Here is a 19,212-nt window from a genome sequence, read left to right on the forward strand (position 1 = left end):
CTCAGGCCTCCTTCTTAATGGTGTTCAGGAAGTTCTGGTAACCCTCTGGGCCGAACCAGAATTTCACCGCTTTCTGCAGACCCCGGCCGGTCTTGGTGGCGCCACTGACGCCATCGACGCCGTGAACGTCGCCTTTCTTGGCGCCGCCTTTGACCACCGCCAGCACAGGCTTGCCGCTGTCGTCGAAGATCTGCTTGTTGTGCCAGCCCGAGAGCCACTTGGTGTCTTTCAGGAAGTCGGTCAGGCCCGGGGTTTCTCCGTGCTCGGAGATCACCAGTCCTTCGATGGTGTTGAGGTCCGGTTGAATGGCTACATAGCCGTAGACCACGGACCACAGGCCCTTACCATGGATGGGGAACACCACACTGGTCAGCTGGCCATTCTCATCGGTGACCTTGAACACCCGAGCCTGATTGGCGCGGCGTTTGATGCGGGCGGTGTCCTTCTTCGGCTTGATGGAGGTCTCCGGGTTGATGGCCGCCATGCGGTCGTCGAAATCCAGAATCTCGTTGGCGCTGAGATCTTCGGTGGTGCCGCTGTCTAGGTTGACCAGCATCGGGGTGACCCGGTTATCGAACAGGTCCTCGATGTCGTCGCCCTGAACATTGGCGGCAACCAGCACATAGCGCTTGAGTTCACTGCGCTTCTTCGCCAGTTTGCGCTCTTTCAGGACCTCGGCAGTGCCGGTGATCATGAAGGAGCAGAGCAGGCAGAGAACCACGCTGAAGATCATGGTTCCCAGCACGGAATCCTTATTAAATGCCATTGCGTGCCAGCCTCCGCTTGATGTTGGTGCGTGCCACCAGGTAATCGAAAATCGGTGCCCACAGGTTGCTGAACAGAATCGCCAGCATCATCCCTTCGGCCATCTTGGGGTTGACCACACGAACCAGAACCACCATGAAACCGATGAGGATGCCGTAAGCCCAGCGCCCTTTACGGGTGTAGGTGCTGGTGACCGGATCCGTGGCCATAAACAGCATGCCGATGGCAAAGCCGCCGGTGACCAGGTGCCAGGTCCAGGGCATGGCAAACATTGGGTTGGAGTTGGAGCCGATCACATTGAACAGGGTGGCGGTGGCCACCATGCCAATGAACACACCGGCGACGATTCGCCAGGAGGAGAGGCTGGAGAGCATCAGCAGGCCGCCGCCAATCAGCAGGGCCAGGGTGCTGGTTTCGCCGATGGCGCCCGGGGTCAGGCCCAGGAAGGCATCCCACCAGGCAGAGTCGGTGAACGCTTGATACCAGGCGTAATCCGCAAAGTCGAGCTTGCCTTTGGCGGCCAGCGCCAGGTCAGTGGCACCGGTGTAGCCGTCTACGGCCACCAGCTGCTCAGGGGCAGCAAATACCGTGGGGTAGGCGAAGTAGAGGAACGCCAGACCCGCCAGTGCCGGGTTGAGGAAGTTACAACCCAGGCCACCGAACACCTCTTTGGCCATGACCACACCGAAGGTGACGCCCAGGGCCACCATCCACAGGGGGGTGGAGATCGGCAGGATCAGCGCAAACAGCATGGAGGTGACCAGGAAGCCTTCATGCAGCTCCTGACCACGGGCACGGGCAAACACAATTTCCCAGAACAGGTTCACCGCCAGAGCGGTAACGTAGATGGGCAGGAACAGGCAGGCGCCATAGGCAAACTTGGCCAGGGCGCCACTGTCGGCGTTCAGCTCACCAAACAGGGCGGTGAACAGGCCATTGGCCGCTTCGGCGCCGCCGGTGATGGCGATCTGCGCCTGCAGGCCCTGGTTATACAGGCCAAACAGCATGGCGGGCACCAGACACCACATCACCACCCACATGGTGCGTTTTACATCGATGCCGTCGCGGATGTGCACCTTACCCGAAGTCGGACGGGCATGGGCGACAAACAGCGACCGCATGAATGCCTTCATGGAGTTGCCGTGGGCGTAATACGCCTCCTGGCGTTTTTTGGGATTGGAACCGCTCATCAGCCTTCCTTCTCAATAATGTCCAGACAGGTGCGCAGCTCCTTGCCGAAGTCATACTTACTCGGGCAGACAAAGGTGCACAGTGCCAAGTCCTCTTCATCCAGCTCCAATGCACCCAAAGCCTGGGCTTCATCGGTGTCCTGGCAGATGAGATCTCTCAGCAGCAGGGTAGGGAGGATATCCAGCGGCATCACCTTCTCAAACTGGCCAAAGGCCACGATGGCGCGCTTGGAGCCCCCGGTCTGGGTGGTCAGGTCGAACTTCTGCTTGCCGGCAAACAGGGAAACCAGACTGCGAGCGATGGAGAACGCTTTGCGTGATGGGCGTTCCCAGGGCAGCAGTTCGTGTTCGCTGTCTTCGGTGAGCACGGTCACCTGGTTGTGGAAGCGTCCCAGGAAGTCGTGAGGGCCGTCGGCGGTATGGCCGGACAGCACGGAGCCGGAGACCACTCGAGAGTGGCTGGGCTTGAGCTCGCCTCGCATCAGGCGGGTCAGCTCTGCGCCCAGGGGGATGCGTACCAAGCGGGGATCGACGATGTCCGGACCGGACAGGGCGATCACCCGGTCGGTGTACAGCTCACCTGTGGTGAACAGCTTGCCTACCGCAATAACATCCTGGTAGCCGATGTGCCATACCTGACGCTCCAGGCTGACCGGCAGGATGTGGTGGATGTGGGTGCCCACCAGGCCGGCAGGGTGTACGCCGGTAAAGCGATGAGTTTCTACCTGAGGCAGTTCGGCTCCAGGCAGATCCTCACCTGCGTCGTGACACAGGTACAGCTTGCCGTCGGTCAGGGTGCTGAGCACCTTGAGGCCGTCGGCGAAGGACTGGGCCTCCTCGGCGATCACCACTCTGGGATCAGCCGCCACCGGATTGGTGTCCATGGCGGTGATGAACAGGCCTGCGGGGACGCTGCCAGGCTTGGGGGCACGGGAGAAGGGACGGGTGCGCAGGGCGGTCCACAGGCCACTGGCCAGCAGATTGCTTTGCACCTGTTCCCGGGTCAGGCCGTCGAGATCGTCGAAGCAGTCGAACAGTACCTGTTCGTCTCCCTCGATGTCGATCACCACGGACTGCAGCACTCGGCGTTCGCCCCGATGGATGGCGCTGACCACCCCGGCGGCGGGGGCCGTGTACAGCACACCCTTCTGCTTCTTATCCTCAAACAGCGGCTGGCCCTTCTTAACCCTGTCCCCGGGCTCCACCAGCATGGTGGGCTTGAGGCCGGCGTACTCTTCGCCGAGCAGGGCTACATGGGAGGGACACAGGCGGCCGTCGATCTCTTGCCGGGGTTCACCGGCCAGGGGCACATCCAGCCCCCGCTTTACGGTCGTTACCTTAGTTGTCGTCGCCATTGCAGTCTTCGATTACAAAAAATTTGTGACAAGGATAGAACTTCATCGCTTCAACTTCCTTTAGGGAGGTCACACTTTGTAGTAAAAGGTGAAGCAAATTCTAATAATAAAACGGAATAAAGTTACATTGCACGCATGCCTAAATATTGACCTCATTGCATTAAGGTGATGAATTTGATTGTTTTTTTGTTTGTGTGTCACGAGGCGCCAATTGTCGCGTTACAGGTCTAACCATTGTTGCTTGATCAACAAATGACTTTTTCTGTATGGAAATCCGCCACTTTCGTAGTGTTGTTCGTGATGTGTGCCGTGGGGAGGGTTTTACAGGTGAGAGCTGGATCGTTGGGAGGTAAAAAAAGGCGCAGCCTGAGCTGCGCCTTTCAAGTTTAGGCAGGGAGATTACAGCCTAACGTTAACGCCTACGTAGTAGCGGCGGCCAACCAGATCGTAGATCGGGTTAACGGTGTAACCTGGAGGCAGTTTGTCAAACAGGTTACGGATACCGGCACGCAGCTGTACGGTGTCGTTGAAGTTGTAGGTACCACCCAGGTCGTGAGTGAAGATGCTAGGAACGTATCCTGGGCTCACGTCTTCTGGGGAACCACCGTTTGGACCTGGGGTTACGTCATAGGTAACGGAGTTATCGATGAAGCGAGTCACCCAGTTCACAGTCATGTCATCCCAGCGGTAGTCGGCGCTGAAGCGGAACTGCCACTCTGGATCACCAACCTCACCCTCTTCGTAGTTCACCTCGTCAGGACGATCCTGGAATACAAACTCTTTGTATTCAATCAGGTGGTTACCAACCAGGTTCAGGTCCAGGTCACCAGGGCCCACTTCCATGGAGTAGGTGGCCTGGAACTCGACGCCTGAAGTTTCCAGGGCAGAAGCGTTCAGGTAGCCGGAGCGAACCAGGGTGATGTCGAAGGTGTCTGGGTCACGGTCAACCTGACCACAGAAGTTGGCGTCTGGGCCACCGGTGGCGTCCACACAGTTGTTGGCAACATCCTGAGCTTCAACGAAGGTGATGGCGTCTTCAATCTCAATCTCGTAGTAGTCCACGGTCAGAGAGAAGTCTTCCAGGAAGTTGGGGCTCCACACCAAACCAACAGTCTTAGACTTGGAGGTCTCGGACTTCAGGTCAGAGTTACCACCGGAGAGCAGATCAACACTCACGTTATCGTTGGCTTCGAAGCCTGGAGGCATGCCCAGGGCAGCACAGTTGGCGGCGCGATCCGGATCGTCGTTGATGTTGTCCGCGTCACAAGGATCGGATACACGGGCAAAACCAGGGGACAGGGGATCGAAGGCTTCGGCAACGTTAGGCGCACGTACCGCTTCGCCGATGGTTCCGCGGAAGCTCAGGCCGTCGAACGGAGAGTAGAAGGCACCCACTTTCCAGGCGTCGGCGTTACCAGCGTGAGAGTAGTCCGCGCCACGGAATGCACCGTCCAGGGTCAGCTCTTCGATACCGGTCATGCCTTCGATAAGAGGCAGACGTACTTCGATGAAGTATTCGGTTACGTCGTACTCACCGTAGGAATCAGGTGTTGCGGCGTTGGTCAGGAAGCCAGCTTTGGTGAACTCGTCGGTGGTGGTTTCGGAAGTCTCTTCACGATATTCCCAACCCACTACCACGTCTACCGGACCGCCAGGCAGTTCAAACAGCTCGGAAGAATCGGTGCCCAAGGTGGCGCCCATTACCTGCTGAGTGATCTTGTCGTTACGGGTTACGTCGGCAGAGACGAAGTCGCGGGCAGCGTCAGATACCTGGCCGAAACCGAAGGGGTTGTAGGCCACACACTGGTCGCCGTTAACGGACGCTGGATCTTCGTAGTCGTCACCTTGGGCACTAGGCACCTGACTGCGACAGGCGGCTTCGCCTGTGGCTGGGTCAATTACCGAGTCAATGGCGGCAACTAGGTTGTCTGGGATCAGGTCGTTCAGAGTCTTACGCTCGTTGCGGGTTTCGCCCCAAACGTAGAACAGTTCCCAGTTGAAGTCGGTTTCACTCAGGGTGAAGTCGCCACGGAAGCCACCAACGAAGCGGAACAGGTCACGCTGGTTGTCGGCGGAGCGGTTACCCAGCTCGTCGAAGAACTTGGCCATGGAGACGGTGGTTTGACCGGCATCCAGCAGAGTCTGACGCAGACCGTCATCCAGGAAGGCGTTGTCTTCTACGTCGATGCTGATGTTACCGAAGCGGAAGGAAGGCTGGAACTGCTGCTTGATGTCTGAGGATACGTATTTGAAGTCAGAGTAGAACTCAACGTTATCGGTCAGATCATAGTTAAAGGTAGAGCCAACGGTAATACGCTCAACACCTGGGATGTAGTTTTCGTACTCTTCAGGGTTGAAACAGGTGTCACAGCCGTTGGGGAAGTTACCGAAGGCGAAGCTGTTGGACAGGTCGCGCTCGGTTTGCAGCATGGGGTTACCGTTCTGATCAAAGGTCCAACGGCCGGCAGCACCACCAAAGGGGTTGATGACGCCGGTGTCGTTGATCATTTCGGAGTACACCCGAGGTACACGCAGACGATCTGGAATGCCATCGTCTTCGCCAGTGTCATCAGGGTTGGCCACAGTGCCCCAACCATCCAGCTGGTTCAGCTGAGTAGACATTACCTCTTTGGTGCGGTCGTAGTTGGCGAAGAAGGTCACGTTACCGCGGCCATCTGCCAGGTCAGCACCACCCACCAGGCTGAATACGTGGCCTTCGTTGTCCACGCCTTCCATGGAGTTGCCATAACCCACATCAAACTCGAAGCCTTCGAAGTTGTCTTTGAGGATGATGTTTACAACACCGGATACCGCGTCGGAACCATAGATCGCGGACGCACCGCCGGTAATCACTTCCACGCGCTCAATCAGAGCGGCAGGAATGGTGGTCAAGTCAACCTGAGCGGAACCAGGGGCACCGGCTACGTGACGCTTGCCATTCACCAGTACCAGGGTACGGTTGGCACCCAGACGGCGAAGGTCAGCGGAGCTGATACCGGCCAGGGCGTTACTGTTGTTGTTACCAATGATGGTGTCGGTCGCACCCACTGCAGGCAGTTCGGCCAGGATAGAACCCAGGTCGACGTTACCGAACTTGGCAATTTCGTCGGAACCGATGCTTACGATGGGGGCTGGTTGGGTGAATTCAGGACGGGCGATACGAGAACCGGTAACGGTAATTTTCTCTACTTCGCTTCCCTCGTCATTGCCTTCCTCGGCGGCTACAGCAGGCTGAGCCAAAGTTGCGGCTGCGCCAAATACTACAGCCAGCCTTACGGACTTGGCCAAGCTAGACTTCACGAACATGCTGTTCTCCCTAAAGTCGATTTATTATTGGATTGCAGCCCCCAGGCAGAGATAAGAGCAAGTGAACCTTGTTTAGGGGCTGTTAATACATGTTGCTCCTGACATTCTGGATGTTAACTCGTTGTTGATTTCATATCTAGAGTTGTGATGGAAAATTGACGTTAATTGAAGGAGTTTACTCTCGCTTTAGGTTCAAGGCCCCATGCTGTGGGCGTTGTAAGCTGGGGTTATGTTAACAATGAAGATTTTTCGTGGTTGAAAAGCGACCACGAACCAAGTGGTGAAAATGTGGGCAGGATCACGTGGTATTTGCGGAAGATAGCGGTGAGAAATGGTGATTTTGCGGCTTATGAGCGTGGGTTGGTATGACTTTGGAGGGGGAATAGGACTGGCCCAGTTTCCGGACAGTTTGTGCTGCTCGGCGACTGGAGCAACAAAGGGAAAAAAATTGACGCATCAATTGAGCTGAATCACTAACTTAGCTGGCTGCGCCATTCCTCATTGACCTATACCTAAGGGGATGGGAGGGCTGGCAGCGATGAACGTAAACCGAGTCAGAGAGGGCAGGTGCCCCCCAGGCCTTGAACCGGGAAGCCCCTGGGCAGAGCAGAGCCAGGGTCTGCTAGACCGGTTCGGCAGCTCCCCATCCGGGCTGAGTGCCGAAGAGGCCGGCCAGAGGCTGAAGCTTTTTGGCCCCAACCGTCTTCCTAAGCCTCCCACCCTTGGGGTGTTTGAGATCTTCCTACGGCAGTTCAGAAGTCCCCTTATCTACATTCTTATGCTGGCGGCTGTGCTGTCATTGGTGACCCATGAGGTTACCGATGCCCTGTTCATCGGCGCCATCCTGCTGATTAACGCCATCATCGGGACCATTCAGGAGTTTTCTGCCCAGAGGGCGACCGAAGCCCTGCAGCGGGTCGTGGGTACCCGGGCCAGAGTGCTTAGAGATGGTGAACCCTATGACCTGGACGCCGATCAATTGGTGCCGGGGGATATGGTGCTGCTGGAGTCCGGAGACAAGATTCCTGCAGACTTGAGGTTGGTGAGCTGTCACGACACAGCCATCGATGAATCCCTGCTGACCGGTGAGTCCCTGCCGGTGACCAAGTGTCACGACACTGCACTTCCCGTCGATACCCCGTTGGGCGACCGCAGCAATATGGCGTTTGCCGGCACCCTGATGGGAAGAGGGCGGGCCACAGGAGTGGTGGTGGCAACCGGCATGGCGACCCAACTGGGCGGCATTGCCGCTCAGGTGATGAGGGATCCCGAGGCCAAGGTGCCGCTGCTGGTACGCATGGATACCTTCGTTCGACGGGTGGCCTTAATGGTGGGGGGGGCGGTGACCCTGATGGCGCTGGTAGCCCTTTACCGCGGTGCCGGCTTAATGGAGATTATGCTCCTGGCTGTGGCCTTGGCGGTATCGGTGATACCCGAAGGCTTGCCTGTGGCGCTGACCGTGGCCCTGGCCATCGGCCAGGGGAGGATGGCGAAGCGTCAGGTGATCGTTCGCCGACTGATCTCTGTGGAAGCCCTGGGTTCCTGTACCTGCATCGCCTCCGACAAGACCGGCACTTTGACGGTCAATCGTCTGACGGTCAAAAGGGTGGTGCTGCCCGGAGACAAGATACTGACGGTCAGCGGTGAGGGGCTGGAGCCAGCGGGCAGGGTCGAAGGTGAAGACCCCATAACCGATAACCAACAGCAGAGGTTGCAGCGTCTGGCATGGGCGGCGCTCCTGTGTAATCCCGCGCATCTGCTCCATCACAATGGCAGTTGGCAGGGGCAGGGGGATGCCGTGGATGTGGCGCTGTTGGTGATGGGTAAGAAGCTGGGGCAGGTGAAAGAAGCGCTGCTTGGGCAATGCCCTGAGGTGGCCAGCCTGCCATTTGAGTCTGAACGGATGTTCTGTGCCAGTGCCAACCGCTGCGGTGACCGGGTTCAGGTGTCAGTGAAGGGGGCGCCAGAGCGGATATTGCCTATGTGCACCACTATGGCGACCTCGGCAGGGGATGTGCCCCTGGAAGAGGAAGAGCTTCGGAGGGTGGCGGAATCGCTGGCCTCGGAGAGTTTTCGCATGCTGGCGGTGGCGGAGGGAACCGCGCCGTCGCAGCTGCACAGCGATGGTGAACTGGAGCATGCCAGCCTGAAACAGCTGACCTTGCTGGGCCTGGTTGGGATGGTGGATCCTCTCAGGCCGGAGTCTGCTCAGGCGGTGGCCGACTGCAAGAGGGCAGGGATCCGGGTGGTGATGGTCACAGGGGATCACCCCATTACCGCCCTGGCGGTGGCGAGAAACCTGGAGCTGGCCGAACGGGCCGATGAGATCGTGACCGGCGAGTCACTCAGGCAAGCAGGCGGGGCGCAGGCCGTGGACGCCATTGTCGACCAGGGACGGGTATTTGCCCGGGTGGAACCGGTACAGAAGCTGGACATTGTCCACTCCCTCCAGCGCCTGGGTCACTTCGTAGCAGTCAGTGGCGACGGGGCCAACGATTCTCCGGCACTCAAGGCGGCACAGGTGGGTGTGGCCATGGGGAGCACTGGCACCGAGGTGGCCAAGGAAACCAGCGACCTGATCATTACGGATGACAACTTCAGCTCCATATTGGCCGGCGTTGAAGAGGGCCGGGTCGCCTACGCCAACGTGCGAAAAGTGGTGTTCCTGCTGATCTCCACCGCTGCCGCTGAGCTGGTGCTCTTTACCCTGGCGCTGTTCACTGGCCTGCCTCTTCCCCTGACGGCGGTGCAACTTCTGTGGCTGAACCTGGTGACCAATGGCATTCAGGACATCGCCCTGGCGTTTGAACCTGCAGAGGGCAGCGAACTGAAGCGGCCGCCCCGAGATCCGAAAGAGGCGATTTTCAACCGGTTGATGCTGGAGCGGGTAATATTATCGGCTCTCACCATAGGGCCCTTGGCTTTCCTGCTGTTCCAGTGGCAGTTGGCCCAAGGGGCCAGTCTGGATGAGGCGCGCAACCTGACCCTGCTGATGATGGTGCTATTCGAGAATGTTCAGGTGTTCAACAGCCGCTCTGAAACCTTATCTCTGTTCCGTCACCCCATACTGGGTAACCCTCTGCTGGTGTTTGGCACCCTGGCCGCGCAATTGGTGCACCTATGGGCCATGCACACTCCCTGGCTAGCCGGGATTCTGCAGGCGGCACCGGTTACCCTGGAGCAGTGGACATCCCTGCTGCTGGCGGCGCTGCTGTTGATGGTGGTGATGGAGCTGCATAAGGGGTGGTTACTCTGGCGGCAGAGATAGGACGACGCACTATCGACCAGGCACAAAAAAGGTTCTTCGCACATTAGCGGGAACTAGATACGAAAACGGCTGGAAAGGTTATTGTTTAGTCGCCAAACACAAACAATCACCACCAGCCGTTCTCGATGCAAAAGCTTACCTTGCCTATCTCACCGTGGGAAGGGTTTTCCCCCACTCATACTGAGCTCCACCACGATACTCTTACCATCCATTTAACCCCCTCGGGCCCCGGTCAATGTCGCTGTGGCCAAGCTGTCAGTCGGGTTCACGATGTCACTATCCGCACTATTCAGGAGCGTGATGTTTTTGGCTACCAGACTTTGCTGTCTGTACCACTGCGCCGACTACGCTGCCCTGACTGTGGTGTGGTCACTGAGTGCCTTTCCTGGCTGGAGCCCCATGCTCGCCAGACCAACCGACTTATCCTGTACGTCGAACAACTGCTAAAGCGGATGCCCATTAAGCACGTTAATGAGATGACCGGTTTGCACTGGCACACCCTCAAGCGGCTGGACATACAGCGTCTGACTCGGGAGGTCACCGAGCCGGACTGGAGCAAGGTACGACGTCTGGTCATGGACGAGTTTGCCCTGTTCAAGGGCCACCGCTACGCCACTGTCATCGCCGATGCCGACACTCACCAGGTGCTGTGGGTTGGCGAGGGCCGTAGTCGAGAGGCGATACGACCGTTCTTCCTGACGTTGGGAGAGCACTGCCAGCATATCGAAGCGGTAGCCATGGACATGAATACCGCCTTCGACCTAGAAGTGGCGATGCATTGCCCCAATGCCGCAGTGGTCTACGACCTTTTCCATGTGGTGGCCAAATATGGCCGGGAAGTGGTGGATCGGGTGCGAGTGGACCGAGCCAACGAGCTGAGGCAGGACAAACCGGCCAGAAGAAGAGTAAAGCGAGGTCGGTGGGTGCTGCTGAAGAACCGGAAGAACATGACCGACAAGCAGCACGCCTACTTGGAGGAACTGTTAGCTGAGAACCGGTCGCTGATGGTGGTGTACCTGATGCGGGAACAACTGAAGGAGCTGTGGTATGCCGACAGTCCCGATGCTGCTCTGAGCCAGTGGCGTTTATGGTGGCAACAGGTCACCGAGAGCGGCATCGAACCGCTTATCCGCTTCGCTAAGAAGCTCAAACCCTACCTCAATGGCATCATCGCCTCGGCTACCTTCCGGCTGCACACCTGCAAGCTTGAGGGAATGAACAACAAGATAAAGGTTATCAAGCGCATGGCCTACGGATACCGGGACAGCGACTACTTCTTCCTGAAGATACGAGCCGCTTTTCCCGGTAATGCGCGATGAACCACAAAAAAGCCCACCTTGCGGTGGGCTTTTAATGATGTTTGGTGGAGTCGGGGGGAGTTGAAAACCGTCGTTCACCATCGCTGCGCCGCGGTGTCACGTACTGTGTCTATCAAGTGAACTACCAATCGAACTACTAAAATAAAACATCGCTAGAAACAAAAAGGCACCCGATGTGGGTGCCTGTTCCGCATAGAGTGCTCGATATCAGCAGCAAGCTACCTTTGGGTGTTGCTTGCGAGAGCCTAGAGCAACTTTTTGGTTTAGCTCAAGGGAAGGAGAGGTCCATGCGGCTTTTGTTTGGATAAGGAATTGAACAGCCTTGGTGCTACGCTCGCTAACGGCTGTAACGCTCATCTTGTCCGTGGTTACACGTTTCCGACTCATAGGTGTCTCCTGTCTAACTGCGAACATTTCCATTTGCTCAACAAAACCACCATGTCACAAAAGGTTACGGATGTAAATCTTGCTGTTGCCAGTGCAAATGTTACTAATGGTAAATCAAGTAGTAACTCACTCTAGGCAACCATTCATGGCTGAGCGACGAAGTATACACTTGCTTATATTGTAGTCAAGGTTCTGGATTAAGTTTGTGATTCTAGCCGCATAACGGTATTGACTCTGTCTTCCAAGGCCTGCACTGATACAGACATGCTGAGAATGATTGCACCATCTTCGTTGGGAAGCCAAGAGAATCCGAATTTCTCGTAGTGTGCTACGAGCTTTGGCTCATTTGGATCTACATCATGGAGACGTATAACTTGGGCTCCAGCTGCTTGAGTGATGAGGTAGGCTCCCATAAACGTAACGTTACACACACGTTTATAGAAGGGACTGGTGCTGTCACAGAAGGATTCCAACATTCGGAGCTCTATGGTTTCATCTTCTGGGATGAAACGACCTAAGCAGGCGGCTTGCAGCGAACCGTCTATCAGCAGTTTGAATGTTAGATCGAATGCACCATCTTGATTGTATGTTGTGCAGAGCTCATGATCCCAGTTCAAGTCACTGTAGTCACTTGCCAGAGTGGAGTATATGTCTTCATCAATGCCCCCAATCTCCAACTGGTGATCGGGAAATATCTCATCGCAAACATACTGGAAGTCTGCGTAGAATCGGGCTTTAATTTGCTGAAAATCCAACTCGCTGCCTCTCCACATAAAGGAAGCGTACATTTTAATGTCACTTTCAAGGGTTTAGCAATTGTGATGAAGGATTTTTTGTTGTACCCAAGTTGGTTGTGCGTTCTGGCTTTGATAATGATTCGTAATCACCTTAAGGTGTGAACCTTTGAAAGCAGTGTGTCTAGTTTTGGGGGAGGTGTTAAGTTTGTGTTGAGCATAGAGTGCTCCACCAGAGTCTCGATGGAGCCATTTGAGTTGCTTACCCTGAGCTTCATACACCTTCTAGGGCGTTCCCCACATCTACCAGTTTGAAGTAGTCTCTGATCACCACTCTCTTTATAGAAGCTTCATCTAAATTGCTCATTTCTACAATGAATGGGCTTAAGAAAGGATTAGCTTGGGACTCGTTGTTGTCACCTATCTGTTCATTCCGCTCAATAGTCGCTTCTGCAACAAGATGGTCGATGCTAGTTGTGCTCATAAGCCCATTAGGCCCGTATCTTTCGATGTGGTTGTCTAATCGCTGAGCCTTTGGCCCATGACTGATGTAAGGCAAAAAGCCTTCGATTTTCGAGAAGACACTACTATCTTGATCAGTGGACAGGGAGAGGCGTCCGATTTTCAGGGATTCGTATAGGTCTGCGTGACTAACGCTTAAGCAAAGTAAAAATATTAGTGTTGGCCCATGAATTAGCCCTGGATTCTGTTCCATGATGAACTCCAGCCGCAGAGCTACCTGGTGTATATCTCTAAGCTCTAAGCCGGTATAGCCCCCGATAACTGAAGCAAAGCTGACTAATTTCTCATCTCGTGGCCATATCCGACCTCTGCCAAAGTGAGGGTTTTTAGACCAGTCAACTCGGGAGTTTAAAAACGCTGTTGTGCTAGGTTTGGGCAGCATGAATCTACTGTTGAAGAATCTACCGAGATACCTTCCTCCATCAAAGCTTTCTCCGTAGACACCGCTTATTGCGTGTCGGAGCTGAGAAGAGTCTGTGGCGACGACAAATGCTGCCTCAGGGATATAGAACATGTGCTTGATTAGCTCAAGCAGCTCGATAGCATACGAAGGGCGGCAACGATCGAGTTCGTCTATGAAGATAAATACCTTCTGGGAGCCGCAGTATGGGGACTTTTCCTCCTCCATGATCATCTGCATCAGTTGTGAAAGTGATGTTCGAAACGACTGGATATGGGCTTTATCTTTTTCAAATCGATCAATGAGGCCTTTGGTTGCAAGCATAGCCATGTGCTCAATTAGTTTTGTATCTGATTCTTCGCGGTTGTTATCCAGATCTCTTTTTGGAGGAGCTTCAGATAGCTTTTGCGATAGAGCCTCCTCGTCTTCATTTGAGTGGATAGCCGCTTCCCAGTCGAATCCAATAGCTTTCCTTACCGCTGCTCGGACCATTTCTGGAGCGGCCTTTTTCATGAAAGAGCCTGTCGCTTCGAGCCAGCTTCTGGACTTCTGGTCGAATCCCTCTATGTGGGGCTTTAGCTGAGTACTGATCTGTGCAACGCAGGCCAGTAGTGGGTCGTCTGCAAAATCAGTCTCCCAAGCATCAATGTATATTGCCAAAATGGGCTGGCTTCCCTGTATCCAGTCCGGAACTGAAAGCGAATTCTGCCAGCACTTTAAGAAGAATGTTTTTCCTGCTCCCCACGGTGCATTTATGTTGAGCGCGTACCCATTGGGTTGAGACAATAAGTGCTTAGTCAGACTTAGTGCATACGCTTCTCTCCCCCCCAAAAGATCATCGTTCCAAGTTGGATTTGCGGAGTTTGCGTCGAGAATGGTCATCATACTGATTGGTCTCGGATTGGGATTTTTCGATGTTAGGTATGAAACCATACAAGAGTTAGTGGATTTTGATGTGGATCATCCGGTTTCTCTAAAATCCACAGTATTTCAGGTGATTATAGAACTGAAAGAGCTTTGGGGTGCAACTTGAAGGTGCATCTGCTGCACTTCCATGAAATGAAAACTGGGCACAAAAATCTGAGTAACAACCTTATTGTGTTTGAAAATTGCTCACATTTTGTTGACGGTTTTTTAATAGGGGGGTACCCCCTCTTCAGTTGCACCCTCCCCCTCCCCCTCTTTGAAATCGATCAGAGTTCTTAAGAGAACAGCCTAATGGTGAAGCTATTAGTCGTGTAGATGTTCCGGGGAGTACTTCTAGGGTGGCCATTTGGGAGGGGCGTAACTGATGAGTTGGTGATAATGATGAGATTTTTATAGTTATTCCTATGCAGAGAACAAGTGATGTATACATGAGCGAATGTTGATGGCTTTACTGTTTAAGGGGATGAGGGTTGTATGGATGATGAGGAAACTGTTGCGTTGCAACCGCGGTCTAGTGAGGAGGTGCAACGCAACACAGGGTCGCTTTAGCTTATTTGGTTTAGTGAGAGGTAGTTGTCTTTAACGACTATCCCGTCCTCTTTGCCTACCGCATTGAACAAGCGACTTGTTCGGCTTCTCAGGGTGCCGTCTTTGATGTTGGGTTCAGAGCGACGAACCATGTCTTTAAACTCGTCCTTAGCGTAGGGAACTGAGATGGGTTCTGAACAGCCTCTTAGGTATCGAACGAGCCAATCTTTGTCACTCTGAGAGGTCACCCTCTGGCCATCTTGCGCCTGTTCCCAGGCATCCCCTGAGTGTTGAATGACTCCAACATCAATGCTGGTGTTATTGGCCAGTTTGACCTTTAAACTGGCAATAGGAGCGGCTGACGGAGCTCGGAGAGGAATGTCTTTTAGCTTTGACGGCCAGACAAATGGGATTGTGCTCTCATCATTGCCCTCCGCTGACTGGGCCTTTGCCATGACTACACCTAGAACGACCTCAGCTCCTGCTTTTAGATTCCCTGAGCCCCGCAAGATCATGTCCGCATCACACCCTGGCTTAATGGGGTTTTCATCACTTCCCTTTCGACTGTGGTGAATGCACAACACAGTGGCACCGGATAGGTCCCTTAACTGACGCATCCAGGCTATCGCGAGTTCGGTATCGCTACTGTCGTTCTCTCTCGAAGCACCGCTGTATGCTCTGAAGGTGTCGAAAAGGATCAGACGACACTTCTCCCCAGTAACCTCGGACTGTTTTCTCACAGCATCAGCTATAAGCTCTGGCGGCGTCGTTTTAAAACTGATGCATGTATTGCACTGCCACACCCTTTGCTCCCAGATAGCCTTATCAACCTCATGATATTGTCGGTAGGCTTCGAGACGCTTTCCGATGCCTTGAGTTCCCTCGACTGTGAAGTAGGCTGCGGCTCCGGCTTCTCCTATAATTTCGCCAACACCACAAAACGGAATACCAGTGGCAATGGCTCCGATCATGTCGATGGCCACGAAAGTCTTACCATTGGCTGATGGTCCAGAGATAAAACCAATAGCTTTACCAGGGACCCAGCTGTGTATAAGCCATTCGTATGGCTGTTCCCATTCACCAGAACCCATGCTCCAGCTCAATGCAGAGGTATATTGATGTTCTCCCCGTTGGATACGGAGCAAAGCGTCTGTGTCTCCGTTGAGTGCTTTTTGTAGGTCCTGGTTAAGGTTACGTTTCTTTGCATAGTCTTCGATTACTCGAGCGTACTGATCAACGTTTGAAATTCCTGGCGTGTTTCTGGAAAGATCTGACGCATAGGCGAGAAGGCCTGTAGTACGAATTCCATGCCGATTTATCTCTTCGTTGAGAGTTACTAGGTCAGGAGCAATACCCTTAGCTGACAGCTTCAGAATTAAGCTAACCAGTTTCTTGTGTTCAGCCTTATGGAACGGCTCCATTCCAAGGCGCTGGATATGAGGAAGGGCGTGAGCCCTCCCTCCTTCCAAAAACGCCGCCCCGATTAGACTTTGTTCTGCCAACTCGGAGTATTCTGACGTTTTATTGCCCATGTTAATCCTGGTAGCTGTTGACGTAATCTAGGATGAGCTTTTGCTTGACCTCAATGGGGAGAGGGCAGGCGAAGCGCTGAGCTCTGAGTTGGTCAAGGTGCTGCAGACACTTGATAAAATCGAGTAGGCTGATCGGCTTATATTCTCGGCCTCGGGTAAGGGTGACTCCAATGTCACGAGCTCGTTGTCGATAATATCCGGGGCTGGTGGTTTTCAGGCGACCAACAATTTGCCACCGAGATACCCCTTCACTGTCACAGGTGACAAGCATCTCGAAAAAGCGCTCAGTCTTCGTTTGGCGGTCGTTATGGTTGCCGATAAAGTCGAGAATTAGTGCTGTTTTCATAGTTGCCCCCTTAGGCCTTGTTGTTGGAGAGTTCGGATAGCCATTTCTGGATAGATGATTCTTTCCAGTAGTTGCGCCCTCCGATTCGAACTGGTTCGGGAAACTCACCTTTGCGACGCATAAGATAGATGCGGGTTCTAGAGAAGGGGACAACTCCGAGAAGTTGTGGGCCACTGATTAGGCGGTCTCTGTCTGTCATAGGCTTTCCTTTGGGTAAAGGTGTCTCAGGGTGATTTAGTTATCACCCATCAACGTGGGTTGGTATCTATGAACAGATTTTGTCGTGAATTAGCGAGTGCAGCAGTAGAACTGTCGAGGCAGGAAAATACGGGAAAATCTTGAATCTAAAATTCTACAGATTTTGTTGTAATGTCGTGGCTGAGGCGCAGGATCGTTCCGTCAGTAGCCAAAGAGTTGATAAAGGGCAGTATGGTCTGCCGCACTCTTTCGGCACTAGCCCATGGGTCATTGTCCGAGAATGCTGCCCTGTTTAGCACCTCACTGCTGACTTTGAACTTTTTAAAGGTTGCCCAGCTAAGAATGTCCATTATCAGAAACACGTTATAACGATGGATTTTGTCGAAGATGGCCGGGCCGTGGTTTTTAAAGCCCGATGGTGGCCATTGATCCCGGCTTTCCTCTGGACACTCGTACTCTTGTCGCAACTTAGGCAGCTGCTGCTTTAAGTCGGCCAAAATGGCCACATCAGAGCATTCATCAAGATTGAGGCATATTGGGACCCGTGTTGCCAACGGGTCAGCTTCAGCAAATTTGGAAACCGACACCATCGAGCAGTCATTTTCGAGATCTTCATTAAATTGAAGATCAATGCCATTACGCCCAAGATCCATCATATTGACCTCCGGATCTGGGATGTATAGCTTACCGTTATGAAATTTCATGTAACCTAGGGCAATAGCGTCGTTAGCTAGGCTGCACAGTTCAGCGAGATTTAACGAGATAGCGCAGGTCTCATTGTCCTCTTCTCCGTTCTCGTCGATGGCGGCCAGCATATCCTGCGTTGATAGTACTGGCGAGCCGGACCAGATCTTCTCGAGGTTTCGCATGTGCAGAGACTGGCCACTGCCACCTTCACTGCCGAGTACAGGCATTCTCTGGCTATCCACGAACTCGCGAATGTCGAGCCGCCTGGTAAGTTCCTGAAGCAGGTGTTCAGGTGCCATGCCCTCAAAAACGCGGTAAACAGAGCGGTTTGCCCATAAGGGGAGGTCAGATTTGGTGCGGATCTGTATTTTAATCTTGGAGCTCATGCTGTCTCGGCACCTTCATGGTTTTGTTCATCGCCTGGAATAACGCTGATAGTGGTGCAATTGGTGGCTGGCTTTTGGCCCAGCGAGGCTTGAGCAATCTGGTTGCTCCACCACTCCATCATGGGGCGTCGTCGTTCGACATACTGTGCCCTGTTGTATGCTGCTCGTACTTCGTTGCGGTCGGCATGGGCAAGAGCTGACTCGATGAGGTCTGGCGGAAAACCGGCTTCGTTGAGCGTGGTAGATGCGAGAGCACGGAGCCCGTGTGAAACCAGCTTTCCACTGAATCCTGCGCGTTTAAGGGCGGCATTAGCGGTCTGGGAGCAAGCAGGACGAGAGGGCACACGGTCTCCAGGGAAAAGGTGTTCTCGTTCCCCGGAAATACCCTTGAGCTCTTCAAGTAAGCTGAGTGCGTGGGAGGAAAGAGCTACCCAATGCTCCTTCTTTCGTTTCATTCGCGATGCTGGAATGCGCCAGGTACGACTCTCCATGTCTATCTCTTTCCAATGCGCCCCCGCAGCTTCACTGGGGCGGACCATGGTATGGAGTTGCCATTCGATTAGCAGGCGAGTAGTGGGTCGAGTATTCATCCGCTGCAGGCGCTTCATGAGCATGGGTAACTCATCGGGGCGCAAGGTCGGAAGGTTGTCTTTGGTCGGTGCCTTAAAGGCTGCGCGGATACCAGACATAGGGTTGGCATGAACAACGCCGGTGTTGACCGCATGCCTCATGATTTCGTTCAGTCTTTGAATGACGCGTTTTACCTGTTCTAAGGAGCCTTTTGCTTCCAGTGGACGCAGGCATTCAATTGCCATTGGAGCGGTCAGTTGTTTGATTGGTATTGTTCCCAGCTTGGGGAACAGGTGCATCTCTAATGAGCGGCGGATGTCCTCCGCGTAGTCAGCAGAGACCTTGGATTGTTTTACAAGCATCCAGTCTTTTGCGACTGCCTCAAGAGTTGTCATTACATCCACATTTTTCTGCAGTTGCTGCTGCTCTCTGTGGGCTTTCGGGTCAACGCCTTTCGCCAGCAATGCCTTTGCAGCTCTTTTGGCTTCTCGGGCGTCGGCCAGACCAACCTCTGGAAAGGCTCCGAGCCCTAAGCTGGTGCGTTTTTTATCCGTTGGTCTGTAGTAGTCCAGAAACCAGTGCTTACTGCCATTAGGTTTGACTTTGAGCTGAAGGCCATTGCCATCATTGAGGCGGTACATGGCCGCTTTGGGCTTGGCTCCCCGTACCTGGGTATCTGTAAGCGGCTTTACGATACGTGGCATGATTCCCTCCTGCGTAGTAGTTCAACAATGGGGTTGCTGCAGCTGCTGACTACTATCTGTACTACTACGAAGGGTGAACAGGCAAGAA

13 protein-coding genes are annotated in these 19,212 nt (G+C 54.0%); 2 read left to right on the plus strand and 11 right to left on the minus strand.

All coding sequences use genetic code 11. The features are described from left to right. Position 1: 1 nt before the first annotated feature. The 4 genes from QUE41_RS04475 to QUE41_RS04490 form a co-directional block, all read right to left on the minus strand. Entirely contained in the window at positions 2 to 766 is a 765-nt protein-coding gene (locus tag QUE41_RS04475) for a Na(+)-translocating NADH-quinone reductase subunit C (protein ID WP_286341733.1), read from the minus strand. Then, positions 756 to 1,955, minus strand: coding sequence for an NADH:ubiquinone reductase (Na(+)-transporting) subunit B (locus tag QUE41_RS04480; RefSeq protein WP_286341734.1), 1,200 nt, complete (start codon positions 1,953 to 1,955; stop codon positions 756 to 758). The genes QUE41_RS04475 and QUE41_RS04480 overlap by 11 nt, the downstream gene beginning before the upstream one ends. Beyond that, complete coding sequence (locus QUE41_RS04485; protein ID WP_286341735.1) at positions 1,955 to 3,310, minus strand: Na(+)-translocating NADH-quinone reductase subunit A; 1,356 nt, start codon at positions 3,308 to 3,310, stop codon at positions 1,955 to 1,957. The genes QUE41_RS04480 and QUE41_RS04485 overlap by 1 nt, the downstream gene beginning before the upstream one ends. A gap of 399 nt (positions 3,311 to 3,709) precedes the next feature. Then, a complete protein-coding gene (locus tag QUE41_RS04490) occupies positions 3,710 to 6,616 on the minus strand; it encodes a TonB-dependent receptor domain-containing protein (protein ID WP_286341736.1) in 2,907 nt (968 codons plus the stop codon). A 538-nt stretch (positions 6,617 to 7,154) separates the two neighbouring features. Here QUE41_RS04490 and QUE41_RS04495 point away from each other — a divergent pair. Both QUE41_RS04495 and QUE41_RS04500 read left to right on the plus strand, forming a co-directional pair. Continuing rightward, a complete protein-coding gene (locus QUE41_RS04495; RefSeq protein ID WP_286341737.1) occupies positions 7,155 to 9,884 on the plus strand; it encodes a cation-translocating P-type ATPase in 2,730 nt (909 codons plus the stop codon). Between the two features lie 125 nt (positions 9,885 to 10,009). Continuing rightward, positions 10,010 to 11,203, plus strand: a complete 1,194-nt coding sequence (locus QUE41_RS04500) for an ISL3 family transposase (RefSeq protein ID WP_286341738.1) — start codon at positions 10,010 to 10,012, stop codon at positions 11,201 to 11,203. Between the two features lie 584 nt (positions 11,204 to 11,787). Here QUE41_RS04500 and QUE41_RS04505 read toward each other — a convergent pair. From QUE41_RS04505 to QUE41_RS04535, 7 genes are all read right to left on the minus strand, one after another. Continuing rightward, positions 11,788 to 12,345, minus strand: coding sequence for a hypothetical protein (locus QUE41_RS04505; protein ID WP_286341739.1), 558 nt, complete (start codon positions 12,343 to 12,345; stop codon positions 11,788 to 11,790). Between the two features lie 253 nt (positions 12,346 to 12,598). Beyond that, positions 12,599 to 14,131 (minus strand): KAP family P-loop NTPase fold protein, encoded by a 1,533-nt coding sequence (locus tag QUE41_RS04510; RefSeq protein ID WP_286341740.1) that lies wholly within the window; start codon positions 14,129 to 14,131, stop codon positions 12,599 to 12,601. Positions 14,132 to 14,718: 587 nt separating this feature from the next. Continuing rightward, positions 14,719 to 16,233 carry an AAA family ATPase gene (locus QUE41_RS04515; protein WP_286341741.1) on the minus strand — a complete coding sequence of 505 codons (1,515 nt, stop codon included), beginning with the start codon at positions 16,231 to 16,233 and terminating at the stop codon, positions 14,719 to 14,721. Position 16,234: 1 nt separating this feature from the next. Next, entirely contained in the window at positions 16,235 to 16,579 is a 345-nt protein-coding gene (locus QUE41_RS04520) for a hypothetical protein (protein WP_286341742.1), read from the minus strand. A gap of 10 nt (positions 16,580 to 16,589) precedes the next feature. Continuing rightward, a complete protein-coding gene (locus QUE41_RS04525; protein ID WP_286341743.1) occupies positions 16,590 to 16,778 on the minus strand; it encodes a helix-turn-helix transcriptional regulator in 189 nt (62 codons plus the stop codon). Positions 16,779 to 16,923: 145 nt separating this feature from the next. Next, entirely contained in the window at positions 16,924 to 17,850 is a 927-nt protein-coding gene (locus QUE41_RS04530; protein WP_286341744.1) for a DUF6387 family protein, read from the minus strand. Beyond that, positions 17,847 to 19,124 (minus strand): integrase domain-containing protein, encoded by a 1,278-nt coding sequence (locus QUE41_RS04535; protein WP_286341745.1) that lies wholly within the window; start codon positions 19,122 to 19,124, stop codon positions 17,847 to 17,849. Before QUE41_RS04535 ends, QUE41_RS04530 begins: the two co-directional genes overlap by 4 nt. Between the last annotated feature and the right edge of the window lie 88 nt (positions 19,125 to 19,212).

This window comes from Ferrimonas sp. YFM (assembly GCF_030296015.1).
Taxonomy (GTDB): Bacteria; Pseudomonadota; Gammaproteobacteria; order Enterobacterales; family Shewanellaceae; genus Ferrimonas.